At 62.2% G+C, this 24,459-nt stretch carries 22 protein-coding genes; 10 read left to right on the top strand and 12 right to left on the bottom strand.

The genetic code is table 11. The features are described from left to right. Nucleotides 1–30: 30 nt before the first annotated feature. Entirely contained in the window at nucleotides 31–504 is a 474-nt protein-coding gene (locus tag H147_RS0102285; protein ID WP_026352176.1) for a type II toxin-antitoxin system RatA family toxin, read from the top strand. Here H147_RS0102285 and H147_RS0102280 read toward each other — a convergent pair. The 3 genes from H147_RS0102280 to H147_RS0102270 are packed head-to-tail and all read right to left on the bottom strand — an operon-like array spanning nucleotide 465 to nucleotide 2,547. Beyond that, nucleotides 465–932, bottom strand: coding sequence for a CinA family protein (locus H147_RS0102280; RefSeq protein WP_019953717.1), 468 nt, complete (start codon nucleotides 930–932; stop codon nucleotides 465–467). The genes H147_RS0102285 and H147_RS0102280 overlap by 40 nt on opposite strands. Beyond that, nucleotides 929–1,417 (bottom strand): phosphatidylglycerophosphatase A family protein, encoded by a 489-nt coding sequence (locus H147_RS0102275; RefSeq protein WP_019953716.1) that lies wholly within the window; start codon nucleotides 1,415–1,417, stop codon nucleotides 929–931. Before H147_RS0102275 ends, H147_RS0102280 begins: the two co-directional genes overlap by 4 nt. Then, complete coding sequence (locus tag H147_RS0102270; protein WP_019953715.1) at nucleotides 1,414–2,547, bottom strand: bifunctional 2-C-methyl-D-erythritol 4-phosphate cytidylyltransferase/2-C-methyl-D-erythritol 2,4-cyclodiphosphate synthase; 1,134 nt, start codon at nucleotides 2,545–2,547, stop codon at nucleotides 1,414–1,416. The genes H147_RS0102275 and H147_RS0102270 overlap by 4 nt, the downstream gene beginning before the upstream one ends. A gap of 196 nt (nucleotides 2,548–2,743) precedes the next feature. On the opposite strand from H147_RS0102270, the gene dusB reads away from it, so the two are divergent. The 9 genes from dusB (at nucleotide 2,744) to hflX (ending at nucleotide 14,455) form a co-directional block, all read left to right on the top strand. Continuing rightward, nucleotides 2,744–3,733, top strand: coding sequence for a tRNA dihydrouridine synthase DusB (gene dusB, locus H147_RS0102265; protein ID WP_019953714.1), 990 nt, complete (start codon nucleotides 2,744–2,746; stop codon nucleotides 3,731–3,733). Then, nucleotides 3,730–4,806 carry a two-component system sensor histidine kinase NtrB gene (locus H147_RS0102260; RefSeq protein ID WP_019953713.1) on the top strand — a complete coding sequence of 359 codons (1,077 nt, stop codon included), beginning with the start codon at nucleotides 3,730–3,732 and terminating at the stop codon, nucleotides 4,804–4,806. The genes dusB and H147_RS0102260 overlap by 4 nt, the downstream gene beginning before the upstream one ends. Then, complete coding sequence (locus H147_RS0102255) at nucleotides 4,806–6,179, top strand: response regulator (RefSeq protein WP_019953712.1); 1,374 nt, start codon at nucleotides 4,806–4,808, stop codon at nucleotides 6,177–6,179. The genes H147_RS0102260 and H147_RS0102255 overlap by 1 nt, the downstream gene beginning before the upstream one ends. 123 nt (nucleotides 6,180–6,302) lie before the next feature. Next, entirely contained in the window at nucleotides 6,303–8,531 is a 2,229-nt protein-coding gene (locus tag H147_RS0102250; protein WP_019953711.1) for a sensor histidine kinase NtrY-like, read from the top strand. 7 nt (nucleotides 8,532–8,538) lie between these two features. Beyond that, nucleotides 8,539–9,942, top strand: coding sequence for a nitrogen assimilation response regulator NtrX (gene ntrX, locus H147_RS0102245; RefSeq protein ID WP_019953710.1), 1,404 nt, complete (start codon nucleotides 8,539–8,541; stop codon nucleotides 9,940–9,942). Beyond that, nucleotides 9,939–11,315: a Trk system potassium transporter TrkA gene (gene trkA, locus H147_RS0102240; RefSeq protein WP_019953709.1), complete on the top strand. Its 1,377-nt coding sequence runs from the start codon at nucleotides 9,939–9,941 to the stop codon at nucleotides 11,313–11,315. The genes ntrX and trkA overlap by 4 nt, the downstream gene beginning before the upstream one ends. Beyond that, a complete protein-coding gene (locus tag H147_RS0102235; protein ID WP_019953708.1) occupies nucleotides 11,315–12,835 on the top strand; it encodes a TrkH family potassium uptake protein in 1,521 nt (506 codons plus the stop codon). The genes trkA and H147_RS0102235 overlap by 1 nt, the downstream gene beginning before the upstream one ends. A gap of 109 nt (nucleotides 12,836–12,944) precedes the next feature. Continuing rightward, nucleotides 12,945–13,178, top strand: a complete 234-nt coding sequence (hfq, locus tag H147_RS0102230; protein WP_007204924.1) for an RNA chaperone Hfq — start codon at nucleotides 12,945–12,947, stop codon at nucleotides 13,176–13,178. A 2-nt stretch (nucleotides 13,179–13,180) separates the two neighbouring features. After that, nucleotides 13,181–14,455: a GTPase HflX gene (gene hflX / locus H147_RS0102225; RefSeq protein ID WP_026352174.1), complete on the top strand. Its 1,275-nt coding sequence runs from the start codon at nucleotides 13,181–13,183 to the stop codon at nucleotides 14,453–14,455. 65 nt (nucleotides 14,456–14,520) lie between these two features. Here the strand turns inward: hflX and H147_RS0102220 are convergent, their stop codons facing one another. The 9 genes from H147_RS0102220 to H147_RS0102180 all read right to left on the bottom strand — a co-directional run bounded on the left by H147_RS0102220 (nucleotide 14,521) and on the right by H147_RS0102180 (nucleotide 24,457). Beyond that, a complete protein-coding gene (locus H147_RS0102220) occupies nucleotides 14,521–16,992 on the bottom strand; it encodes a penicillin acylase family protein (RefSeq protein ID WP_019953705.1) in 2,472 nt (823 codons plus the stop codon). Nucleotides 16,993–17,047: 55 nt separating this feature from the next. Then, nucleotides 17,048–18,352 (bottom strand): branched-chain amino acid ABC transporter permease, encoded by a 1,305-nt coding sequence (locus H147_RS0102215; RefSeq protein WP_019953704.1) that lies wholly within the window; start codon nucleotides 18,350–18,352, stop codon nucleotides 17,048–17,050. Further along, nucleotides 18,349–19,359 carry a branched-chain amino acid ABC transporter permease gene (locus tag H147_RS0102210; RefSeq protein WP_019953703.1) on the bottom strand — a complete coding sequence of 337 codons (1,011 nt, stop codon included), beginning with the start codon at nucleotides 19,357–19,359 and terminating at the stop codon, nucleotides 18,349–18,351. Before H147_RS0102210 ends, H147_RS0102215 begins: the two co-directional genes overlap by 4 nt. Next, complete coding sequence (locus H147_RS20900; RefSeq protein ID WP_162561616.1) at nucleotides 19,359–19,595, bottom strand: hypothetical protein; 237 nt, start codon at nucleotides 19,593–19,595, stop codon at nucleotides 19,359–19,361. Before H147_RS20900 ends, H147_RS0102210 begins: the two co-directional genes overlap by 1 nt. Nucleotides 19,596–19,798: 203 nt before the next feature. Continuing rightward, complete coding sequence (locus H147_RS0102200) at nucleotides 19,799–20,512, bottom strand: ABC transporter ATP-binding protein (protein WP_019953701.1); 714 nt, start codon at nucleotides 20,510–20,512, stop codon at nucleotides 19,799–19,801. Continuing rightward, the gene (locus H147_RS21130) at nucleotides 20,509–20,667 is read right to left on the bottom strand and encodes a hypothetical protein (protein WP_019953700.1); all 159 of its coding nucleotides are present in this window, start codon (nucleotides 20,665–20,667) and stop codon (nucleotides 20,509–20,511) included. Before H147_RS21130 ends, H147_RS0102200 begins: the two co-directional genes overlap by 4 nt. After that, entirely contained in the window at nucleotides 20,664–21,449 is a 786-nt protein-coding gene (locus H147_RS0102190) for an ABC transporter ATP-binding protein (RefSeq protein ID WP_019953699.1), read from the bottom strand. Before H147_RS0102190 ends, H147_RS21130 begins: the two co-directional genes overlap by 4 nt. Before the next feature lie 94 nt (nucleotides 21,450–21,543). Continuing rightward, the gene (locus H147_RS0102185) at nucleotides 21,544–22,728 is read right to left on the bottom strand and encodes an ABC transporter substrate-binding protein (protein WP_019953698.1); all 1,185 of its coding nucleotides are present in this window, start codon (nucleotides 22,726–22,728) and stop codon (nucleotides 21,544–21,546) included. 151 nt (nucleotides 22,729–22,879) lie between these two features. Then, complete coding sequence (locus H147_RS0102180) at nucleotides 22,880–24,457, bottom strand: DUF1963 domain-containing protein (protein WP_019953697.1); 1,578 nt, start codon at nucleotides 24,455–24,457, stop codon at nucleotides 22,880–22,882. Nucleotides 24,458–24,459 lie beyond the last annotated feature (2 nt).

Below are 24,459 nucleotides of genomic sequence, written 5' to 3'. Positions count from 1 at the left end.
GCCGACATCGCGTTCAGAAGGGTCAAAACCATGCCACAACATTCCGAAACGCGCGTTCTGCCGTTTTCCGCAGACCAGATGTATGCCCTTGTGGGCGATGTCGCGCATTATCCGAAATTCCTGCCTTGGACGGCGGCGGCGCGGATCCGCAAGACGACCGATCACGGCGATCATATCGTGATGCTGGCCGATCTCGTGATCTCGTTCAAAGTGTTCCGCGAAACCTTCGGCTCCAAGGTCACGCTCTGGCCCGACATCAAGCGGATCGACACCGCCTATCTGGACGGCCCGTTCAAGCATATGGAAAGCCAGTGGAATTTCCGCGATGTGGAAGGCGGCTGCGAAGTGTCGTTCTTTGTGGATTTCGAATTCCGCAACCGGCTGTTGCAGGGGGCGGCGGGCATGTTCTTCAACGAGGCGATGCAGCGTATCGTGCGCGCCTTTGAACGCCGCGCGCACGAGCTTTACGGATCAAGAGCGGCGAGCAACAGCCCCAGCGCGTGATCCTTGGCGGCTTGGCGCACCTGTGCGCGGCCCAAGGCCCCGAAGTCGACCGTCTGCGTCGTGCAGCGATCCGGCGTGGCAAGGCCGAAACAGACGCGGCCTTCGGGTTTATGTTCCGACCCGCCGGGGCCTGCGATGCCGGTGATCGCGACGGCGAGCGTCGCGCCGGAATGTTGCAACGCTCCTTGCGCCATTTCCGCCGCGACTTCTTCGGACACGGCCCCGTGTGCGTCGAGCGTGCTTTGTCGGACGCCCAGCATCTGCACCTTGGCGGTATTGGTATAGGTCACGAACCCCCGCTCGAACACCGCCGAACTGCCCGCCACATCGGTCAGCGCCGCGCTGACCAAGCCGCCTGTGCAGCTTTCGGCAGTGGCGATCAGGATGCCACGCGCTTTCGCGGCGGTCAGGATCGCCGCTGCCGTCACAGCAGCACCAGATGGAACAAAGCGGCCAAGGCCACGACACCGATGGACGCGAAAACGCCAGCGATCACGTCGTCCAGCATCACGCCTGTCGGCCCGTGCATCCGGTCGGCCCAGCCGATGGGACCCCATTTGGTGATGTCAAAGAGCCGGAACAGAAGGAAGGCCGCGACCCAGCCGGGCCAGAGCGCGAGCAAATCCGCATCCCGCATCGCGGCACCAAAGACCACGGGCAGCAGCGCCACCCACTGGCCCGCGACCTCGTCGATCACGATCTCGGACGGATCGTGGTCGGCCTTGCCTGCGGTTTCCACGCCTATTGCCCAAAGACCAAGCCCGTAGGCCAGCACGATCCCCGCGACCAGCGCCCAAGGGCCTGCGAGTGTCACCAGCGCCCAAGCGGCGGGCAGGGCAGCCAGCGACCCCCATGTGCCGGGGGCAGGGCGCAGGTGGCCCACGTAGAAGAATGTTGCGATCAGATGGGTCATGGCTTCACCAATGTCACGGTCGCAAGCGACGCGATCCCTTCTTCGCGGCCTGTGAACCCGAGCTTTTCGGATGTCGTGGCCTTGACGCTGATCCGGTCTGCGTCCAGCCCCATGATCGCGGCCAATGCGGCTTTCATCGCCCCCTGATGCGGGCCGATCTTGGGATATTCGCAGACCAAGGTGCAATCGACATTGCTGATCCTGTAGCCCGCGTCATGGGCCAGCCCGACAGCGTGCCGCAGGAAAATATGGCTTTCGGCCCCTTTCCATTGCGGGTCTGACGGCGGGAAATGCTGGCCGATATCGCCCATGCCCAGCGCGCCATAGATGGCGTCGGTCACGGCATGCATGCCCACATCGGCGTCCGAATGCCCTTGCAAGGACCGCCCGTGCGGCACCTTGACCCCGCAAAGCCAGACATGATCGCCCGGCCCGAAACGGTGCACGTCATAGCCGTTGCCACATCTGATATCCATGTCCTGTCCCATCAGTTTTGCCGCGCGCGCGAAATCGCCGGGCGTCGTGATCTTGATATTGTTCTCATCGCCTTGGACGATTGTCACGTCCAGCCCTGCCGCGCGGGCAACGCCCACATCGTCGGTGGCGTCATCGCCCTGCGCCCTATGCGCGGCCAGCAGCGGCGCAAGGTGGAACCCCTGCGGCGTCTGCGCGCGGTAAAGTCCGTCGCGCGGTTGCACCCCCGCCACCAGATCGCCCGCCCCATACCAGAGCGTGTCGGTCACAGCCACCGCAGGGGCCGCACCCTGATGCACGTCAAGGGCCGCCAGCACGCGGTCGATGATCTGCGCCGACACAAGCGGGCGCGCCGCGTCGTGGATCAGCACGCGGGTCGTCCCCTCCGGCACGGCCGCAAGCCCTGCCATGACGCTGGCCTTGCGTGTCGCCCCGCCCGTCACGACCTGTGCTGCAGGGGTATCGCGCCACAGATCGCCCGCCACATCGCCCGGATGCAGCACCAGCACCAGATGCGCCACGCCGGGATGATCCGCAAAAGGCTGCATCGCATGGGCGGCAATGCTGCGCGCGCCAAGCCGTTGCCATTGCTTGGGCAAATCGCCCCCCGCGCGGGTGCCGCGGCCTGCGGCGACAATGATGGCGGTGATGGTCATGGTGGTCCTGCGCTTGTTTGCCTTGGTGTAGGACGCTGCGCGCTGCGGTGCAATTCGTCTCTTTGTCAGGCGGTTTGCTTATTTATTAGGCATATGCTATTTATCAGGGACAAGCGGGCACTTCCGGCGTTGTGGTGTCGCGGCATCCGGCTTATTTCAACGGCAACGCACACCCTTTAGGCGAATGTAGCATCCTTTGACCGATACCACGGCGATCATCCTTGACCAAGTGAGGTTGCAGCCTCCCGTGGCGCTTGCGCCGCTGGCGGGGATTACGGACCTGCCGTTCCGCCAGCTTGTCGCGTCTTTCGGCGCGGGCTGGGTCGTCAGCGAAATGGTCGCCAGTCAGGAAATGGTGCAGGCGAAACCCGGCGTACGTGAACGCGCGGAGCTCGGCTATGATCAGCAAGGCACCGCCGTGCAGATCGCAGGGCGCGAGGCGCATTGGATGGCCGAAGCCGCCCGCATGATCGAGACGAATGGTGCCGCGATGATCGACATCAACATGGGCTGCCCCGCAAAAAAGGTCACGAACGGTTATTCCGGGTCCGCCCTGCTGCGCGACCCTGACCACGCCCTGCGGCTGATCGAGGCGGTGGTGAATGCCGTGCAACTTCCCGTGACGCTGAAAACGCGGCTTGGCTGGGACCATGATTGCCTGAATGCCGCCAATGTGGCGCAGCGGGCGCAGGATGCCGGGATCAGGTTGGTCACGATCCACGGGCGCACGCGCTGCCAGTTCTACAAAGGCAGTGCCGATTGGGCCGCGATCCGCGAGATCAAGGAGGCGGTCAGCATCCCGGTCATCGCCAATGGCGATATCACAGGGCCGGAGGCTGCGAAAAAGGCGCTGGCGCTGTCGGGGGCCGATGGCGTGATGATCGGGCGCGGCGCACAGGGGCGGCCTTGGGTGCTGGCCCAGGTTGCGGCGCGGTTGCATGGCACCAAGATGCCCGTGATCCCGCAAGGGGCGGAGTTTATCGAGATGGTGGCCCAGCATTACAGCGCGATGCTGTCGTTCTACGGGCTGGATCTGGGGCGGCGTGTCGCGCGCAAACATCTGGGCTGGTATATGGATGACGCGGGCACGCCTGCCGGTATGCGCAAGGCGATCCTGACGGAAACCGATCCCGACGCCGTGCTGCGCGATCTGGCCGATGCTTTGGTCCTGCGGGTGGCGGCATGATTCAGGATACCGCGCTCTGGTCGTCTTTGCCGGTGCCTGCGCTGCTGCTGGACGCCGATGATGTGATCATTCTCAGCAATGCGGCGGCGGAAAGTTTCCTGAACTTGTCCACACGGTCGCTGGTCGGCCAGCGGATCTGGGAAAAGGTGATGATCGACGCGCCGTTGGAGGCACCTTTCGCCCGCGCACGGCAAAACCGGACGTCGCTCTTCGTGAACGACGTCGATGTCGGCAGCGGGGAAAACCCGCCGATGATGTGCAACCTGCAATTTGCGCCGCTGCAAGGCTCTGATGACGTGATGATCGTGATGATCAGCCCGCGCGAGATTGCAAGCCGTGTCACGCAGAACCATTCCTCTGCCAAGGCCGCGAAATCCGCGATCGGCATGGCCGAAATGCTGGCGCATGAAATCAAGAACCCGCTGGCGGGGATCACGGGGGCGGCGCAGCTTTTGTCGATGGGGATTAGCGTCGAGGATCGCGAACTCACCGACCTGATCGTCGAGGAAAGCCGCCGGATCGTCAAACTTCTCGAACAGGTCGAACAATTCGGCAATCTGCGCCCGCCGCTGCTCAAACCCGTGAACATCCACGATGTTCTGGACCGCGCGCGGCAATCGGCATCCGTCGGGTTCGGCGCGCATATGCTCTATATCGAGGATTACGACCCGTCGCTGCCCCGCACGATGGCGGATGCCGACCAATTGCTGCAGGTGTTCCTGAACCTGTTGAAAAATGCAGCCGAAGCCAACAAGGAAGGCGGCGCGATCCGGCTGCACACTTTTTATGACACTTCCCTGCGGGTCAGGCGGGCGGATGGCACGCAATCGCGGCTGCCCTTGCAAATCGAGATCATCGACGATGGTCCCGGCCTGCCGGCGGGTATCGCGGCGGATGTGTTCGAACCTTTCGTATCGGGCAAGGAAAACGGCACGGGCCTTGGCCTTGCGCTGGTGTCGAAACTGATCGGCGACGGTGGCGGCTGGATCACGGTGGATTCGGTGCCGGGGCGCACCTGTTTCCGCATTTCGTTGCCGCTTGCGCCAAAAGAGACTGAAACAGGAGAAGACTGATGGACGGGACAATTCTGGTTGCCGATGACGACCGCACGATCCGCACCGTTTTGACCCAGGCCCTGACGCGGGCGGGCTGCAAGGTTCATGCGACGTCATCGCTGGTCACGCTGATGCGTTGGGTGGATGAAGGCAAGGGCGATCTGGTGATATCCGACGTCATCATGCCCGACGGCAACGGCTTGGAACAATTGCCCAAAATCGCGGCGCTCCGGCCCGGCCTGCCGGTGATCGTCATTTCGGCGCAAAACACGATCATGACCGCCATTCAGGCCGCCGAAGCCGATGCCTATGACTATCTGCCCAAGCCGTTCGATCTGCCCGATCTGATGAAACGCGCCGCGCGTGCGCTGGAAACCAAGCGTCGCGCGGGGATTTCGCGCGCGCCCGATCTGAACGCGACCGAACAGGGCGGTGATCTGCCGCTGGTGGGGCGCACCGGCGTGATGCAGGCGCTGTACCGGCTGGTCGCGCGGGTGATGAACACCCAGCTGCCCGTGCTGATCACCGGCGAAAGCGGCACCGGCAAATCGTTGATCGCGCGCGCCGTCCATGATTTTTCCGACCGGCGCAGCCTGCCTTTCGTCGTCGTCGCCCCTGCCGATCTGGAAGGGATGGATGGCCCATCCACCATCCTGTCGCGCGCACGGGGTGGCACGATCCTGTTTGATGAAGTCAGCGATCTGTCGGACGTCGATCAGGCGCGGATCGTGCGGATGCTCGATACATTGGGCGAAAACGCGCCCCGCATCATGGCCACATCGCAAAACGACCTGATGGCACGGATGGAAGACGGCAAATTCCGTGAAGACCTGTTCTATCGGCTGGGCGGTGTCACGGTCGCCGTGCCGTCCCTGCGCGAAAGGGTCGATGACATTCCGCTGCTGGCCGAACATTTCCTTGCACGCGCCGAACGCGAGGGCGCGCCCGCGCGGCGGTTCGGGCCTGCCGCATTGGACATGGTGCGCGCCTACAGCTGGCCGGGCAACGTGCGCCAGCTGGAAAACGCGGTGCGCCGTCTGGTCTTTACCGCCGCCGAGGATGACATTTCTCGCGCCGAGGTGGAAATGGTGCTGGGCAACCAGCCCGCGATCGAACCGCTGCGGTCGGGCGGCGAGGGCGAAAAACTGTCGGCCAGTGTGGGCAAGCACCTGCGCCGTTATTTCGACCTGCATGGCGGCGTGTTGCCGCCGCCCGGTCTCTATAACCGCATCCTGAAAGAGGTCGAAGGGCCGCTGATCGAAATCGCGTTGGATGCAACGGGTGGCAATCAGGCCAAATGCGCCGATCTGCTTGGCATCAACCGCAATACTTTGCGCAAGAAGATCACCGATCTGGATATCCGCGTGACACGCCGCCGCAAATTGATGTAAAACCGCAACAGAACCGTGGCCCGCTTGCTTCAGCATTGCGGGAAAGCCACGGCAAAAGCGGTCATGCGGGGGCAGCCCCGCCTCAATCACAAGGCGGCACGCGTGCAGCGTACCCTTCTGAGAATGGATTTCACGCGACTGGTGCGCTGGTTCCGGCAGCGTCATGTGCAGAATGCGCTGACGGTGTCTTTGGTCATTTGCGCGCCCGTGCTGGCCGCGTTGACCTATTGGGTCGTCGGGCCACTGGGGCAGGGTACGTCATCGCGCGCGCTGCAGATGATGCTGTTGATCGACCTTGTCTATATTCTGATCGTCATGGCGCTGGTGATGCGGCTTGTCGCGCGGATGATCGCGGCACGGCGCGCCAAATCCGCTGGATCGCGGTTGCATCTGCGGCTCACCAGCGTGTTTGCGATCTTTGCGCTGATCCCCACGGTGTTGGTGGCGGTGTTTTCGGTGCTTTTGCTGTCGGTGGCGCTCGACGGGTTGTTTTCCGAACCCGTGGGCAATGTGCTGCGCACCTCGCTGACCACCGCGCAGGCCTATGAGGAAGAGCATATCCAGGACCTGACGCGCGATGCGCAGGGGCTGGCCGCCTATCTTAACCGCGAACGCCAGCGCGATCTGTTCATGGATGACGGCGATCTGCGTCTGGCCCTGGGCGAGGTGCAGGGCCAGATCGACCGCGGCCTGAGCGAGGCTTTTGTCATCGACAGCGCGGGGGTGATCGCGGCGCGCGCTGTCGGGTCCTATGATTTCTATTACGAACGGCCCAGCGCGGATGACTTCGCCCGCGCGCGCGCAGAACGGCTGGTGATCTTCGAGGACCCCGAGAATAACGAATTCCGCGCGTTGATCCCGCTGGAAACCTTTCCCGACCGCTTTTTGTATGTCACCCGTGATGTGGATGGTAACGTCTTGGCATTGCTGGATGAAACGACAGAGACGGTGCAGCAATACGAACAATTGGCCAATGACCGGGGGCGCATGCTGTTCCAGTTCGGTCTGCTTTATCTTGGGTTTGCCCTGATCTTGATCCTTGGCGCGATCTGGGGCGGTTTGTGGTTCGCTGAACGCTTGTCGCGCCCTGTCGGCCGTTTGGTGTCCGCGTCCCAACGGGTGGGCGCCGGCGATCTTGATGTGCGCGTGATCGAGGATGAGGGCGATGACGAGATTTCGCAATTGGGTCATTATTTCAACCAGATGACCGGCGAATTGAAAGGTCAGCGCGAGGCGCTTCTGGATAGCAACCGCACGTCGGAACGGCGGCGTCGCCTGTTTGATTCCGTGCTGAGTTCTGTGACCTCGGGTGTCGTCGGGCTTGATGCCGATGGCCGCGTGACTTTTGTGAACCCGTCAGCCCGACGGCTTTTGTCGGTCAGCGACGCCAGCGCCGACAATTCGCTGTCTGTCGCCGTGCCGGAATTCGCCATGTTGTTCGAACAGGTGCGCCAGTCCGGGCACGAGTCCGTGCAGGACCAGATCAACCTGATCCGCAAAGGCCAGCAGGAAAGCCTGCTGGTGCGCATGTCGCCGCGCCGCACCGATGGTGGCGCGCTGGAAGGCTATGTTGTGGCCTTTGACGATGTGACCGATCTGGTCAGCGCGCAGCGGATGGCCGCATGGGGCGATGTCGCGCGGCGCATCGCCCATGAGATCAAGAACCCGCTGACGCCGATCCAGTTGTCCGCCGAACGGATCAAGCGCAAGTTCCGCGCGCAGGTCGGTGACGATGCCGAAGCGCTGGACCAGATGACCGATGTGATTGTACGCCAAACCAATGACTTGCGGCGCATTGTTGACGAGTTTTCCAAATTCGCGCGGATGCCAGAACCCGTGCTGGTGCTGAACGATCTGACGAAGGTGGTGGCCGATGCCATCACCCTGCAACGTGCGGGCCAGCCAGCGGTCAAGATCACCGGCGATCTGCCTGATGTCGCGGTGCTTGCCGATATGGATGCGACGATGATTTCGCAGGCCCTGCTGAACCTAATCAAGAACGCGGGCGAAGCCACGGAAACCTATGTCGAAAAACACGGGTCAAAAGATTACGGGCCACAGATCAAGGTGGCGATGCGGCACGATGGCAGCCGCGTTTGCATTACCATCTCGGACAATGGTATCGGTCTTCCCGAAGACCGTGCGCGCCTGTTCGAACCCTATGTGACGACGCGCGACAAAGGCACCGGGCTGGGCCTGTCCATCGTCAAGAAGATCATCGAGGAACATGGCGGCACGCTGACCTTGACCGACGCCGAGATCTTTGCCGGCAACGATCATGCCGGCGCGCAAGCCGTAATCCTGCTGCCTGCAGTGCAGGCGCAGCACGAAAAAGCAAAAATACCAGCATGAGGACGATATGGGCGATATCCTGATCACAGACGACGAACGCGATATCCGGGAATTGATCTCTGATATCCTGCGCGACGAGGGCTTTACCACGCGGCTGGCGGGCACATCCGACGAATGTATGGCGCAGATCGCATCCGAGGTCCCCGCGCTGATGATCCTCGATATCTGGCTGAAAGACAGCAACATGGACGGGATCGATATCCTGAAAGCCGTGAAGCGCGACTATCCCGAAGTGCCGATCGTCATCATTTCCGGTCATGGCAATATCGAAATCGCGGTCGCGGCGATCAAACAGGGCGCCTATGACTTCATCGAAAAGCCGTTCAACATCGACCAGTTGATGGTTGTGATCCGGCGCGCGATGGAAACTTCGCGGCTGCGGCGTGAAAACAGCGAACTCAAGCGCGGCGAAAGCGCCAGCGCCGAGATGATCGGCGAAAGTGCGGCGTTCCGGATGCTGAAATCGCAGCTCGACAAGGTCACGAAATCGAACGGGCGTGTCATGCTGACCGGACCCGCCGGATCGGGCAAGGAAATCGCCGCGCGCTATATCCATGCCAATTCCGCGCGCGCCAATGCGCCTTTTGTGACTGTCAGTTCCGCCACCATCGCGCCCGACCGCATGGAGGAGGTGCTGTTCGGCCGCGAGGATGCGGGCCGCGGGGTGGAACCCGGCCTGCTGGAAGAGGCGAATGGCGGTGTGATCTATTTCGACGAAGTGGCCGATATGCCCTTGGGAACGCAGTCTAAAATTCTGCGAGTGCTGGTAGACCAGCGATTCCAGCGCGTGGGCGGGACCGACAAGGTGCAAGTCGATCTGCGCGTCATTTCCAGCACCAACCGCGACCTGTCGGCGGCCATTGCTGCGGGCGTGTTCCGGCAGGAGCTTTATCATCGCCTGAACGTCGTGCCGATCGCCGTGCCGTCGCTGGAAGAACGGCGCGAGGATATTCCCGTGCTGGCCGATCATTTCATTGCGCAGTTCAATACCGCCCAAGGGCTGCCCTTGCGCAAGCTGGCCGATGATGCGCGCGCACTGTTGCAGACGATGCATTGGCCGGGCAATGTGCGACAGTTGAAGAACGTGATGGAACGCGTTCTGATCCTTGGCGAAAGTCGCGGTGACATATCCGCCCGCGAACTGCCCTCGACCGAGGAAAACACCGACGACACCGGCCGGATCGTGCTGGCGGGCGGGCTGGCCACGCTGCCTTTGCGCGAGGCGCGCGAATTGTTCGAACGCGAATACCTGCTGACGCAGATCAACCGTTTCGGCGGCAATATCAGCCGTACGGCGTCTTTTGTCGGGATGGAACGGTCGGCGCTGCACCGCAAACTGAAATCGCTGGGGGTGGTCACGACGACGAAATCGGGCGGCCGCGTCGCCTATGTCGACGGCGGGCTGGCATGAAGGTCATCATTTGCGGCGCGGGTCAGGTCGGCTGGCAGATCGCGCGCCATCTGTCGGGCGAAAAGAACGACGTCACCGTCGTGGACAACAACCCCGAACTGGTGCGCCGCGCGACCGACACGCTGGATGTGCAGGGTGTAACGGGCTTTGCCAGCCACCCTGACGTGCTGGAACGGGCAGGGGCGCGGGATGCGGACATGATCATCGCCGCGACCTATTCGGACGAAGTAAACATGGTCACCTGTCAGGTCGCCCATTCGGTATTCGCCGTGCAGCGCAAGATCGCCCGCCTGCGCGCGCAGACCTATCTGGAACCCGCCTACGGTGATCTGTATCGCAAGGATCATCTGCCGATCGACGTCGTGATCTCGCCCGAGCGCGAGGTGGCCGAGGCCGCGTTGCAGCGCCTCGCCGCGCCAGCGGCATTTGACACCGAAAGTTTCCTTGACGGGCGTGCCCAGCTTCTGGGGATCACGATCGATGATGATTGCCCTGTCATCAACACGCCGCTGCGGCAATTGACCGACCTGTTTTCAACGCTGCGCGCCATCGTCGTGGGTATCCGCCGCGACGGGACATTGTTCGTCCCATCGGCAGAGGACCAGATTTTCGCGGGCGATGAATGTTATTTGTTCACCCATACCGAGGATTTGAACCGCACGCTGGAAATCTTTGGCAAGACGCAGTCGAAACAGGAACGGATCGTCATCATCGGTGGCGGCAATGTCGGCCTTGGTGTCGCGCTGGCGCTGGAGGCGCGCTCCGAACGGGTCCGCGTCAAGGTCATCGAAAAGGACCGCGTCGCCGCCGAACGCGCGGCTGACACGCTGGACCGGACCATCGTGCTGCATGGTGACGGGCTGGACACGGCGCTTTTGGACGAGGCGGGAATATTGAATGCCGATGCGGTGCTTGTGGTGACCGATGACGACAAGACGAACCTGCTTGCCTCGGTCCGCGCCAAGGAAATGGGCTGCGCCATGGCGATCTGTCTGGTCAATGACCCGACGCTCGTGCCGCTGATGGGCCCGCTTGATATCGACGCCTATATCAACCCGCGCGCCACCACGGTCAGTTCGATCCTGCGCCATATCCGGCATGGCCGCGTGCGCAACGTCTATTCCATCGGCGACGCCGAGGCCGAGGTGATCGAGGCGCAGGTCCTGAGCACATCGCCCATCGCAGGCCAGAAGATCAAGGATATCGATTTCCCCGAAGGCACGCTGATCGGTGGCATGATGAAGGAACGCAAAGTGATCCGCCCCACCGCCGACACAAGGATCGAGGAAGGCGATGTCATCGCCATTTTCGCCATGGCTGCCGATGTTCCAGAGGTGGAACGGCTCTTGCAGGTCTCGATCGACTTTTTCTGATGCAGTGGATCATCCGCCTTCCGTTTTTCGTGGTATTGATGGGGCTGGGCGCCATCGCAATGCTGCTGCCCGCCGCCCATGCCGCCGTGGTCGAGGATTTCACCACCATGCGGGTGTTTTTCTACGGTTTCATCCTGTTCTCGGTCCTGACGCTGCTGATCGGGCTGACGATGTCGGGCTATGCGCCGGGGAACGTGGCACGCAGCCAGTTGATCGGGCTACTTGCAGCGTTTTCCGTGCTGCCGCTCATGTTTGCGGTCCCGTTCTACGAGGCGGTCGGCGACACGACCTTTCTGGATGCCTGGTTCGAAATGGTGTCGAGCTTTACCACCACGGGCGCCACCGTCTACGAAGGCGGCGACGACGTGACCGCGTCGCAGCATCTGTGGCGGTCGACGGTTGGCTGGTTGGGCGGGCTGCTGGTCTGGATCACGGCAGTGTCGATTTTCGCCCCGATGAACCTTGGCGGCTTCGAGGTGCGGGCCACCGCCGCGGTCGGGCGCGGCACGACGGGCACCTTCACCCAGATTGGCGCTGTCGCAGACCCGTCCGAGCGGCTGCTGCGGTACACGCTGGCGCTGACCCCGGTCTATATGGGGCTGACACTCGTGTTGTGGATCGGGCTGATGATGCTTGGCGAACGATCGTATATCGCGCTTGCGCATGCGATGGCGGTCCTGTCGACCTCGGGAATCACGCCCATCGGCGGGCTTTATTTCGCGGCCTCCGGGTTTCTGGGCGAAGTGCTGATCTTCACCTTTTTCGTCTTTGCATTGTCGCGGCTGACCTTCTCTCAGGGGCTGGCCGAAGAACGCAACCAAAGGCTGTGGCGCGACCCCGAGTTCATGACCGCTGTTGTGTTGATCGGCTTGGCGACATCGGCGCTGTTCCTGCGCCATTTTTTCGCGAATACTGACATTAATGCATCATTCGGCGTCCCGGATATGCTGATCGCGTTCTGGGGAACGCTGTTCACCGTGACGTCCTTCCTGACGACGACCGGCTTTGAATCGCAATTCTGGGGCGAGGCGACGGATTGGTCGCGCTTGTCCACGCCGGGGCTGTTCCTGATCGGGCTGGCGCTGATCGGCGGCGGGGTCGCCACGACCGCAGGCGGGGTCAAGCTCTTGCGGATCTACGCCCTGTTCCGGCACCTGGAACGCGAACAGGAACGGCTGCTGTCGCCTTCGTCCGTGGGTGGCGGTGGGCGCGATGCACGCCGTATCCGCAGGCAAGGTGCCTATATTTCATGGGTTTTCTTCATGCTGTTCGCGCTCAGCATCGCGGCCGTCATGCTGCTTTTGTCGCTGACCGGCGTGCCGTTCGAGACCGGCATGGTGCTGACTGTCGCGTCCTTGTCGACGACCGGGCCCTTGGCCGTTGTCGCCGCCGAAAGCCCGATCTCTTATGCCGCCCTGCCAGAGGCTGCCAAGATCATTCTGGCCGGTGCGATGGTGCTTGGGCGGCTCGAGACGCTGGCGATCATTGCGCTCTTCAACCCCGAGATCTGGCAACGCTAGGTGGCAAGCGGTTGTTTTTTGGGGCTGGAAACTCTTTGGGCGGCACGACATACTGCGCGTGATACGGGGGGCCGGTCTGCGGCCGCAAGAACAAAAAAAGGGTGTCGTCATGGCCGCCGATAAAGCAAATCTGCAGGATGCGTTTCTGAACCATGTCCGCAAGACCAAGGTTCCTGTCACGATCTTTCTGGTCAACGGTGTCAAATTGCAGGGGGTGATCACCTGGTTTGACAGCTTCTGCGTGCTGCTGCGCCGCGATGGTCAATCTCAGCTTGTCTACAAAAGCGCGATTTCCACCATCATGCCGGCGCAGCCTATCAGTCTATATGAAGGCGAAGAATAGCTTTGCTAGAACACGACAAGCCCGTCACGCGGGCCTGGGTGCTGCACCCGGAACTGAAATCCGACCACAGCCGCCGTGCCCCCGTGCCCGCGCTGGCCGAAGCGGTGGCGCTGGCCGCTGCTTTGCCCGACCTTGACGTGGTCGGTGCCGATATCGTACGCCTGCCCAAACTGCACGCGGGCAAGCTCTTTGGCAAAGGCAAGATCGAGGAATTGCGCCTGGCCTTTGCCGAGGCCAAGGTCGAACTGGTGTTGGTCGATGGCCCCGTCACACCCGTGCAGCAGCGCAACCTTGAAAAGGCCTGGGGGGTCAAACTGCTGGACCGGACCGGCCTGATCCTCGAGATTTTCAGCGACCGTGCCCGCACCTCCGAAGGCGTGTTGCAGGTCGAAATGGCGGCCTTGTCCTATCAGCGCACGCGGCTGGTGCGGGCCTGGACCCACCTTGAACGCCAGCGTGGCGGGCTTGGTTTTGTCGGCGGTCCGGGTGAAACCCAGATCGAGGCCGACCGCCGCGCCATCGACGACCAGTTGGTGCGCCTGCGCCGCCAGCTGGAAAAGGTGGGCAAGACCCGCGCGCTGCATCGCGCGTCCCGCGCCAAGGTGCCGTTCCCGATCGTCGCGCTTGTGGGCTATACCAACGCTGGCAAATCCACGCTGTTCAACATGTTGACCGGTGCGGATGTGTTGGCCAAGGACATGCTGTTCGCGACACTCGACCCCACGATGCGCAAGATCACCCTGCCCACGGGCGACGAGGTGATCATGTCCGACACGGTGGGTTTCATTTCCGACCTGCCGACCGAACTGGTCGCGGCCTTCCGCGCGACGTTAGAGGAAGTGCTGGACGCCGACCTGATCCTGCATATCCGCGATATCAGCCACGACCAGACCGAAGAACAGGCGCGCGATGTCATGGCGATCCTGCAAAAACTCGGTGTCGCCGAAAACGCGCCGCTGATCGAGGTCTGGAACAAGGTCGATCTGCTGCAAGGCGAGGCCTATGAAGGCCGCGTCAATCAGGCCGCGCGCACCGATGATCTTTTCGCTGTCTCCGCGCTGACGGGCGAAGGGATGCCCGCGCTTCTGGCCGCGATCCCTGAAAAGCTGAAAGACCCGCGCTCAGAGGTTGTCCTGACCCTGACCTTTGCAGAAGGGCGCAAACGCGCCTGGCTGTTCGAGGCCGGCATCGTCACCGACGACCAGCAGACCGAAGACGGTTACCGCATGACGGTGCTGTGGACAGCATTGCAGCAGGAACGGTTCAACCGCCTCTGATCATCTTCCGAGCGCGGTGAATTGTTTCACAATTCACCGTAATCCCCGCCGGAGGCCAGAAAGTCCTATTCCGAACTCTCCACCGGCACCAGCGTCGTGACACCCACCGCCGCCGCACGGGCCAGATCCGGGTCCAGTGACATCGGGATATATTCGCCGCGCCGCCACAATTCACCCAGGTTGTCGTAATAGCGCGACAGCGGGTGCCCCGATTGCCCGGTTGGTGAAATGAATACCGAACTGTCGGGATCGGCAAAATCATAGACGCCGCGATAGCCCGCTGCATGCACGTTCTGGAACGGGGCAGGGCCGGTGCCGCGGGTCCGCCCGCGCATCAGCGTATTGTCACCCCCGCTGGTGGATTGGCGGATATTGACGATCCAGCTGAGAATCGGGGTCGTGCCCAGCACCGGATGGTCATGCGTCGCCTCATGCGCATCGCCCCAGCGGACGGCTTCGACAGCAGGCCCGTGGTTTTCGCTGATCCAGATCAGCGCCTCGTCCAGCGCCTGACGGGCGATATCGGAACAGGTCTCGACCGGGGCGGACTGGATCACGTCGCACCAGACAGAAGCGCCGTCGATGTCGCGAAAAATCCGTTCCAGAAAGACAGGGTCAAGATGGGTGAATTCGGCGGCCAGCGGCCCCAGTTCATCGCGGATCACCCGCGCCTGAAATGCCCGCGCCCAGGCAGCATAGATCAGCGGTTCGGGCAGATGTTCGTTCATCTCGCCGTTCCACGCGGCCAGCAGTTCGAGCGCGATCTGGCGGCGTCGTTCGGGCGTGCCGTCAGGTGCTGCATCGCCGGTGAACCACAGATCGGCCCCCATGAAGGTCAGCAGGGTGCGCGCGGTGAAACTGACGGTATCAAGCTGCGCTTCGATGAAACTGTCGCGGGTATGCACCTCGCGCGCCTGCATCAACCGCCGCCAGCGGATCACGCGCTGCGTGTCGCCCCAGTCGAAGGACACGTGGCGCGGAAAGGGGCGGTCGATCATCTTGTTGTTTGTATTGCCGACGATCCCGCCGTCGGGGTTCACGAAACGCGGGTTTTCCGTATAGGGAAACATGCCCTGCCAGCGGTTTTCCGGCAGGTATCCGAAACTGGGATAGCGCCCCTGGCTTTGATGACCCGCATCGCGCATCGGCATGGCACCAATCGTCTGCATCGCCACGCGGTTACGGTCGGCCAGCGTGATGTTCTGCGCGGGGGCCACGTGCAATGCGCCGGCTTCGATCGCCTGATCCACATTGCGCGCGCGCATCAGCGCCATGGCCGCCGACATCGACGTGTCCGCCTGCGACAGCGCAGTCCAGCCGATGGCAGTGACATGGCCGGGGGGCGTGATCGTGCCCAGATCGAACTGGTCGCGTAGCATCACCGGGCCGTTGTCTGTCCACCGCAGGCGGATCGTGACGGCGGGCGCGTCCTTGACGGTGATGATACTGTCGCGGCTGCGGAACCTTTGCCAGCCGTCAAGGCCACGGTATTCCTCGGGGTTGGCGGGGTTCACCTCTTCCAGAAACACGTCCTGATCGTCGACATTGGCCGTGGTCAGCCCCCAGCCCAGATTGGCGCTGCGGCCTGTCAGGATCACGGGCAGACCGGGAATGGTCCCACCGATCACGCCGCCGTCTGCCAGTTCGAGCCGCGCCAGAAACCAGATGCTGGGCGCCGTTAGCCCCAGATGGGGGTCATTGGCCAGCAGGGTCGATCCTGTCGCCGACCGTGTGGCATTGGCGGCCCAGGCGTTCGATGCACCCGCAAAGGCGCGCGGCGGCACCGGCATCAACGGGTCATAGGCGATGCGCGTATTGGGCTGGTTCGGCGCGACGCCGGGCACAAGTTCTGCGAAGGACGGCAGGGCCGCGACACCGCTGCCCGGATCATCGGGCAGGATATCGCGCAGCCGGTCGGGGCTGACGACCAGCGACACACGCGCGCGCAGCACCTCGTTTTCCAGCGATGAGGTCAGTTGCAGCGCCATCAGCTTCAGGATCGCGATGGAATCAGCGGGTTGCCATGGGGCGATCGGATGGTTGAACAGCCACATCTCGGGGGCGCCCCGGCCCAATGCGCCTTTGTTCACCTCTTCCAGCCATGTGTTCACCCCATCGGCATAGGCCGTCAGCGCGGCCAACGTCCGGTCGTCCTGTGCCGCGACAGACATGGAGGCGGCGCTATAAAGATCATAGCGGCGCAGCACCTCGTCGATGCCAAGGGTGCGGGTGCCATAAAGCTCTGACAACCGCCCCTGCACGGTGCGGCGCAGCATCGTCATCTGCCACAGCCGGTCCTGCGCATGGGCATAGCCAAGGCCAAAGAACACATCCGCGTCCGTCGCCCCGAAGATATGCGGCACATTGGCGTTGTCGCGCACGATTTCCACAGGGGCGGTGATGCCCGCGACCTCTGCCGTAGCATTGTAATCGGGCAGGGACCGTGTGGCGAAATACCAGGCCAGAACACCGGCCGCGACCACCAGCACGATCAGCGCAGTGGTCAGTCGGACAGCCCAGCGAAACAGCGTGATCATGCATTACCCCATTCAATTCCCCCGCCTTTCTATCAAGGCGGGGGCCAAGAACAAGTCAGCGTTCGGGGATCAGCCCGCGCGGGCTGAACCGCAGCACGATCAGCATCAAAAGGCCCATGGTCAGCAGGCGCATATGGGCAGCGGCGTCGATCATCCGTGTCTGCAAGGCGCTGCCGTCTTCCAGCCCGCTTGACAACAGGTTCATCAGCGCAAGGCCCATCGGTTCCACCTGCACCCATAGCCACCAGATCAGGATACCGCCCAGCACCGCGCCGAAATTGTTGCCCGACCCGCCGACGATCACCATGACCCAGACAAGGAAGGTAAAGCGCAACGGCTGATAGCTGCCGGGCGTCAACTGCCCATCCAGCGTGGTCATCATCGCGCCCGCGATCCCGCAGATGGCCGAGCCAAGGATGAAGATCTGCAAATGCCGTGCGGTCACATCCTTGCCCATCGCGCGGGCGGCGGTTTCATTGTCGCGGATCGCGCGCATCATGCGGCCCCACGGGCTTTTCAGCGCCATCTGCGCCATCCAGAGCAAGATCAGCAGAACGACCACGAACAGTGCCGAATAGGCCAGTTTGGTATAGATGCCCGAGGCCGTCACCGGATCAAGCCCAAGGCCCACTGCACGTTGGACGAAGGTGGGGTCCTGCTGCAACTCGATCTCGAACGGGACGGGCCGGTCAAGGCCGATCACGTTTTTGACGCCACGCGACAGCCAGTCCTCGTTTTTCAGCACCGCGATGATGATTTCTGCGATGCCCAGCGTCGCGATGGCCAGATAGTCGGACCGCAGGCCAAGTGCTGTCTTGCCGATGATCCAGGCGGCACCCGCCGCCAGCAGGCCACCCACAGGCCAAGACAGCAGCACGGGCAGGTTCAGACCGCCGATATTGCCGCTGACAGAGGGGTTGATCGCTTCGATGGCATCGACACCCGGATCGAAAACAGCGCGGTAGACGAAGAAACCTGCGACCAGAATGCCCAGCGTCGTCAGTGTGCGCAGGCGCCCTGCAGCCATCCGGCTTTGCGCAAGGATGGCACCGACCACGGTTGCCGCCCCAAGCAGAAGCCCGATCACGATATTCCAGCCACCGGCGGCCCATGCGCCCTCGGTCGGCGGGGTCGAGATCAGCACAGCGGCCAGGCCCCCAAGTGCCACAAAACCCATAACGCCGATGTTGAACAATCCCGCAAAACCCCATTGCAGGTTGACGCCCAGCGCCATGATCGCGGATATCAGCCCCATGTTCAGGATCAAGAGCGCCGAGTTCCAGCCCTGCACGATCCCCGTGCCGATCATCAGGACAGCGACGAAACCGAACAGCATCGGGGTGCGGATAGCGGGGTTCATACGGATTTCCCTTTGAACAGGCCGGTCGGCTTGAACAGCAAGACCACGATCAGGATCGCAAAGCTGACGGCGAATTTATAGTCGGTCGACATAAGCTGGAGGAGACCCTCTGGCGCCATATCCTCGGGGACAAGGTAAGCCACGACGCGCCGCCATGCATAGGTCACGGTGACCTCGCTGAAGGCGATGACGAACCCGCCTGCGATGGCGCCCAAGGGGCTGCCCAACCCGCCCACGATGGCCGCGGCAAAGATCGGCAACAGCAGCTGGAAATAGGTAAAGGCCTTGAAGGATTTATCGAGGCCATAAAGCACGCCCGCCGTCGTGGCCAATGCCGCAACGATCATCCACGTCACCTTGACTACCCAATCGGGATTGATGCCCGACAGCAGCGCCAGATCCTCGTTATCGGAAAAGGCGCGCATGGATTTGCCGGTGCGGGTCTTGTTGAGGAACCAGAACAGCAACGCCATGGCGATCAGGGCCACGACGACGGTGATGACCTGCGTGGTGCGGATCGCGAGCCCTTCGGCCAGACCCGTCGCCTCGCGGAACCCGCGTGCGGTGATGACGAACCGTTCGCCATCGGCGAAATTGATGTCACCCACGCCGATGATGAACCGCACGACGCCGTTCATGATGAACATCACGCCCATCGACACGATCACAAGGATGACGGGGGCGGCTTTCTTGGTGCGGTAGAATTTATAGACCGCCCAGTCGGTGCCAAGCAGAAGCAGACAAGTGACCGCGATCCCGAGAGGCAGGGCGATCAGCGCGGTGGGCAGCGGGCCAAAGGTGATGCCTGCCGCGATCAGGGCATTGGTGCCGATGATCGTGATCGCGGTGCCAAAAGCCATGGTATCGCCATGGGCAAAGTTGGAAAACCGCAAGATCCCGTAGATCAGCGTGACACCAAGCGCGCCCAAGGCAAGCTGCGCGCCATAGGCAAGCCCCGGCACAATGACGAAATTGGCAAGCACCACAAAGGCGTTGATAGCATCCATTAGAACAGTCCCTCGCAATGACCGGCAAAGACCTGTCTATTTTTCATTGCTTCGTCGTAGTCAACGTAGCGCTTCGGGATCTCAAGCAGGTTTACCGTGACGTCGCCCTGCGTTTCAGCAGGGGTTATCAGTATGGTCTGCTGGTCTCTCAAGACGGTTACCATCGGCCCGGACATCCTTACTTGAAAATTTGCCGTGCTGGTCCGTATCTCTCCCATCGCGGTAGGATCGCTCATCAAGTTGGTAGCGTATGCAACCCCATCAATTGTAACACCGTCCGCAACATCACCGGACCATTCCAACCGCATTTCGTTGGGACCACAGGTTGTATCGGTGTCGCAAATCAAGGCAAGTGTACAATTGTCGGCCCACGCGGATGCTCCGAACGACACAGTCAAAACGAGCAGAGAGCCTTTTACCATCCATAACATTTGAACGCTCATCCCCCCAAAAAGCTGCGGCGGACTTCGGGATCGGCCAGCAATTCCTTGCCCGTGCCGGTATGGGCATTGCGCCCCTGCACCAGCACATAGGCTTTGTCCGCGATTTCAAGCGCTTGGCGCGCGTTCTGTTCGACCATCAGGATCGGGATTCCGGTGCGGGCCACTTCGATGATGCGGTCGAAAAGCTCGTCCATCACGATCGGGCTGACGCCTGCGGTCGGTTCGTCCAGCATCAGGACCTTGGGTTTCGTCATCAGCGCGCGCCCCACGGCGACCTGCTGGCGCTGTCCACCCGACAGTTCGCCCGCGGCCTGATGGCGCTTTTCCTTGAGGATCGGAAACAAATCATAGACCTGCGCCATCGTGTCCCGAAAATCGTCCCGGCGGATGAAAGCGCCCATTTCGAGATTTTCCTCGACCGTCATCGAGGTAAAGATGTTGGACGTCTGCGGCACGAAACCCATGCCCTTGACCACGCGCTGTTGCGGGGTGAGGTGGGTGATATCTTCGCCATCCAGCCGCACGGCACCGCTGTTCACGTTCAGCATGCCAAACACGGCCTTCATCGCGGTGGATTTGCCTGCACCATTCGGGCCGACGATCACGGCGATTTCGCCCTTTTCGACAGCGATCGTACAGCCGTGCAGAATATCAGGACCTTTACCATAACCGCCGGTCATGGTGTCGCCAATCAGGAAAGGTTCGCTCACGGGTTCACATACTCCGCCAGAAACGGCAGGTAGCCAGTCAGCGTGTCGCGCATCAACGCCTGTTCGGTGACATCGGCGTGGTTCAGGTAAATGTAATAGAAGGTCCCGGCAGAGCCGATCACGGCCCCCAGCAGGATGGTCAGCAGGAATTTCATGACGCAGCTACCTTGTCCTTGTTTTTCAACCCGGTGCCGAGATAGGCCTCGATCACCTGCTCATTGGCCTTGATTTCCGCCAGCGTGCCTTCGGCCAGCACATGCCCTTCGGCCATGCAGATGACCGGATCGCACAGGCGTTCGATGAAATCCATGTCGTGTTCGATCACGACGAACGTATAGTTCCGTTCCTTGTTCAGACGGATGATCGCATCGCCGATGGTGTTCAGCAGGGTGCGGTTCACACCGGCACCGACCTCGTCCAGAAAGACGATCCTGGCGTCGACCATCATCGTGCGGCCCAGTTCGAGAAGTTTTTTCTGCCCGCCCGACAGGTTGCCCGCGCGTTCGTCTTTCAGATGTTCGATGGTCAGGAATTCGATGACCTCGTCGGCCTTGGCGCGCAGCGCGCGCTCCTCGTCCGCGATCCGCTTGCGGCCGAACCATGCGTTCCAGAGCGTCTCGCCCGACTGGCCGGCCGGGACCATCATCAGGTTTTCGCGCACTGTCATCGACGAAAACTCATGCGCGATCTGAAACGTGCGCAGCAAGCCTTTGTGGAATAACTCGTGGGGCGGCAGACCTGTGATATCTTCGCCCATCATCGTCACGCGGCCCGACGTCGGTTGAAGAACGCCCGCGATCACATTGAACAGGGTTGTTTTTCCGGCACCATTGGGCCCGATCAGGCCAGTAATCGTGCCCTGTTCGATGCGCAAGGTTGCGCCATCGACAGCGCGAAAACCACCGAAGGTTTTCACCAGATTTTCAACGACGATCATTTTCGCTCCCCGCGCGCGGGCGTTATCGCCCGTCTTGCTTTGAAAAACGGCGCGGGGGCTGGCCCCGCGCCGTCTAGGTCATGATCCGGTCAGATCAACGGAACCCGATGGTGGAATAGACGCCATCGGCGAATTCGATTTCCTGATAATTGCCAGCGGATTCACCGGGTCCGATCAGTTCCACCGCAGAGGCACCTTCATAGTTGATGTCGGTGCCTGCGGCGATCAGTTCCAGCGCCTTGGCCAATTCACCGGGATAGATCACTTCGCCCGGTTCGTTGGCGACGTCGAAGACATGATCGTTGAAGTCAGCAGAGCTTGCCGAGCCAGCCTTGGCCATCGCGAGCATGATCAGCGCTGCCGCATCATAGGATTCAGGCGCAAAGGCGCTGGTGCCGTCAAAACCGGCCGCCTCGGCCATGTCGACGAACAGGGCCGCACCCGGGCTGTCGGTGCCGGGGTAGGCGCCGAAGGACCCGTTCAGTTCAGCACCGAAACGGTCGTTCAGGACCGATCCGACCATGCCATCGGGCAGGTAGAACGTGTCGAACGCCCCGGTGTCGAGCGCTGCACGGATCACACCGGACCCGCCCTGATCGACGTAACCGGCAACCACCAGCACCTCACCACCGGCAGCGGCCAATGCGCCGACTTCGGCGGAATAATCGGCCTTGCCGTCTTCATGCGCCGCAGAGATCGTCACGGTGCCGCCGGCAGCCTCGAATTCAGCCTGAAACGCGTCGGCCAGACCCTTGCCATAGTCGTTGTTGGTATAGGTCACGGCCACGGTGTTGAACCCGCGGTCTTGCAGGATGTTGGTGATGATCACGCCCTGACGTGCGTCGGATGGCGCTGTACGGAAGAACAGATCGTCATCTTCTGCCGTGGACAGGCCGGGCGATGTCGCGGATGGCGAAATCATCACGACGCCGTTGGGGCGCGCGACGTTCTGCAGGATCGCGCCGGTCACGCCGGAACAATCGGCACCCATGATCGCGGTCACACCGTCAGAGGTTACGACACGTTCGGCTGCGGCTGTCGCGGCGCTTGCGTCGATGCAGGTGCTGTCCGCGCGGACAGAGGTGACGGTCGCGCCATCCAGCAACAGGCCGGATTCCGTGACTTCGGCCATGGCGAGTTCGGCACCGGCAGCCATTGCGGGCGTGATCGATTCCAGCGGGCCGGTGAAGCCCAGAACAACACCAATCTTGACGTCCTGCGCGAATGCGCCGCCAGCGATCAACGTCATGGCGGTTGTCGCCATCATCAGTTTTTTCATTGTCGTCTCCCTTAATCGGACTTTTTATCCTGCAGCGCAGATTAGCAGGCTGTTTCCAAAAGGAAAGCGGGAACGAAAAGGCGATTGGCCTTTAGACGGGGATCATCGGGGGAATTTGGCCCGCGTGCAATCGGAACGTGAAACGCCTGCGTCAGTGGCTTTCGACGGTCAGCATGACCCTGTCCCACTGCCGTGCGGCTAGATCATCGGTGCTGATCCAGAACTGGATCACGCCCATGTCGCCCCACATCCACTGCATCAGCGGGTCGGACTGCACTTGGAGCAAAAGGTGATCATAGGCGTGATCACTGACGGCGCTCTGTACCTCGGTGCCGAGGCCGAACATCTGGTGCCACCGGCCCGGCGACGGCATGCGGCGGCATGTATCAAGATCGGCCTTCACCACCTCGGGCAGCAGGTCGTAGACCGCCGGTTCACCCCGTGCCAGCGTCATCAGCGTGGCGTTGCGCGCATCGCGCAGCCGGTTCATGTGCCCGCGCGAATAGCGGTAGAACAATGCGAAACTCGGCAGGCGGTTCTGCGGCGTCTTGATCTGGGCGAAGAGCGTTTCCAAAAGGGCGATGTCATCGGGGGCCATCGGTGTGAACGGATCCCGTCCCGCCACCCACTGCCGCGCGGCCTGCACATAGCGGCGGAAGGCGGCCTCGTTTTCGATCATGAAGGCAAGTTCGGCGGCATATCTTTCGCCGAAATCCGCAACGCGCTTGCGCCCGTCCGCGATCGTCTTGGGTATTTCCTCTTCGGCCAGAACCAGCGAATTGACCACCCGCTGCGCTGTATCCCACAGCCATGCGCGCGCGAGCGCGGGGGCCGCCTTTGCATAGCTGTCGGCATCCAGAAACCCGCCTTTGCTGTCAGGAAAGGCCTGCGCCATGGCGGCTGCGCCGTCATCGTGGTTCAGGGGCAGCGGGTGGCAGGACACAGGCCAACGCGGAAAGGCGCGCGGCGCATCTTCGATCGTGTGGCCGGTGATGTGGTATCCCCAGTCGGGACCCTCGAAAAGGGCTGACATATCGCGCGGCAGAGGCGTCGGGCTGTGAATACCCTGCGGGACATACAGCACCTTGTGGCGATCCGCGTTGGCCTTTGCGGTTCCGAGGAAAAAGCAAAGACTGCCTGCGCGCGGGGCTTCGGGGGGCAGATGATCGGCAGGCAGCGCGCCAAGGTCGATCTGCGCCAGATGATGCAGCGGCACACCGTTCGGCGCACGCGGCCAGTCCTGCGCGCCCAGCGCGGGCAGGCCGCCCAGCCAACTGGTGCCGTCGCGCGTGATATCGACACCGCGCCGCGCCTGCCGGACCAGTGCCACGGGTGGCGCCATGCGAAAGCTGTCCTGCTTGCGCTTGCGCGCGTCGATGATCGCGGCCAGCCGCGCCAGATCTGTCGGGCCAAGCAGTGGCAGCTTGGCCTTTGGCGCGATGGCGTTGATCCGCGTGGCAAAAGCCTCGCCCGTGTCTAGATCGTTCAGCGCGGCATGGGCCAGATACACCTCGTCAGGGGCAGGGGGCAGGACGGGTTCGCGCACGGGCTGGGGCGCGGGCAGAGGGCGTTTGCGCCCTGCCAGATATTTGATCGCAAGCAGCGGCGCCATCAGCGCCAGCGCGCCCAGCATGATCGGAACGCTGTCGGTGATCTTGCCATAGAACGCGGCACCGATCCCCGCGATGGCGGCAAGGCCAAAGGCGATCTTTGCCGGTTTGATCCCCATCC

The organism is Yoonia vestfoldensis DSM 16212, assembly GCF_000382265.1.
Lineage (GTDB): Bacteria > Pseudomonadota > Alphaproteobacteria > Rhodobacterales > Rhodobacteraceae > Yoonia > Yoonia vestfoldensis.
This window is presented reverse-complemented; position numbering and strand designations above follow the sequence as displayed.

What these genes read in the sequence shown, in the direction of transcription:
- H147_RS0102255 (WP_019953712.1), top strand. Translation starts at nt 4,806, where the DNA reads ATGGACGGGACAATTCTGGTTGCCGATGACGACCGCACGATCCGCACC.
- H147_RS0102215 (WP_019953704.1), bottom strand. Translation starts at nt 18,352, where the DNA reads ATGAACCCCGCTATCCGCACCCCGATGCTGTTCGGTTTCGTCGCTGTC.
- H147_RS0102220 (WP_019953705.1), bottom strand. Translation starts at nt 16,992, where the DNA reads ATGATCACGCTGTTTCGCTGGGCTGTCCGACTGACCACTGCGCTGATC.
- H147_RS0102275 (WP_019953716.1), bottom strand. Translation starts at nt 1,417, where the DNA reads ATGACCCATCTGATCGCAACATTCTTCTACGTGGGCCACCTGCGCCCT.
- H147_RS0102185 (WP_019953698.1), bottom strand. Translation starts at nt 22,728, where the DNA reads ATGAAAAAACTGATGATGGCGACAACCGCCATGACGTTGATCGCTGGC.
- H147_RS0102190 (WP_019953699.1), bottom strand. Translation starts at nt 21,449, where the DNA reads ATGATCGTCGTTGAAAATCTGGTGAAAACCTTCGGTGGTTTTCGCGCT.
- H147_RS0102180 (WP_019953697.1), bottom strand. Translation starts at nt 24,457, where the DNA reads ATGGGGATCAAACCGGCAAAGATCGCCTTTGGCCTTGCCGCCATCGCG.
- H147_RS21130 (WP_019953700.1), bottom strand. Translation starts at nt 20,667, where the DNA reads ATGAAATTCCTGCTGACCATCCTGCTGGGGGCCGTGATCGGCTCTGCC.
- H147_RS0102285 (WP_026352176.1), top strand. Translation starts at nt 31, where the DNA reads ATGCCACAACATTCCGAAACGCGCGTTCTGCCGTTTTCCGCAGACCAG.
- H147_RS0102260 (WP_019953713.1), top strand. Translation starts at nt 3,730, where the DNA reads ATGATTCAGGATACCGCGCTCTGGTCGTCTTTGCCGGTGCCTGCGCTG.
- trkA (WP_019953709.1), top strand. Translation starts at nt 9,939, where the DNA reads ATGAAGGTCATCATTTGCGGCGCGGGTCAGGTCGGCTGGCAGATCGCG.
- H147_RS0102235 (WP_019953708.1), top strand. Translation starts at nt 11,315, where the DNA reads ATGCAGTGGATCATCCGCCTTCCGTTTTTCGTGGTATTGATGGGGCTG.
- H147_RS0102270 (WP_019953715.1), bottom strand. Translation starts at nt 2,547, where the DNA reads ATGACCATCACCGCCATCATTGTCGCCGCAGGCCGCGGCACCCGCGCG.
- H147_RS0102250 (WP_019953711.1), top strand. Translation starts at nt 6,303, where the DNA reads ATGGATTTCACGCGACTGGTGCGCTGGTTCCGGCAGCGTCATGTGCAG.
- H147_RS20900 (WP_162561616.1), bottom strand. Translation starts at nt 19,595, where the DNA reads ATGAGCGATCCTACCGCGATGGGAGAGATACGGACCAGCACGGCAAAT.
- hfq (WP_007204924.1), top strand. Translation starts at nt 12,945, where the DNA reads ATGGCCGCCGATAAAGCAAATCTGCAGGATGCGTTTCTGAACCATGTC.
- H147_RS0102210 (WP_019953703.1), bottom strand. Translation starts at nt 19,359, where the DNA reads ATGGATGCTATCAACGCCTTTGTGGTGCTTGCCAATTTCGTCATTGTG.
- ntrX (WP_019953710.1), top strand. Translation starts at nt 8,539, where the DNA reads ATGGGCGATATCCTGATCACAGACGACGAACGCGATATCCGGGAATTG.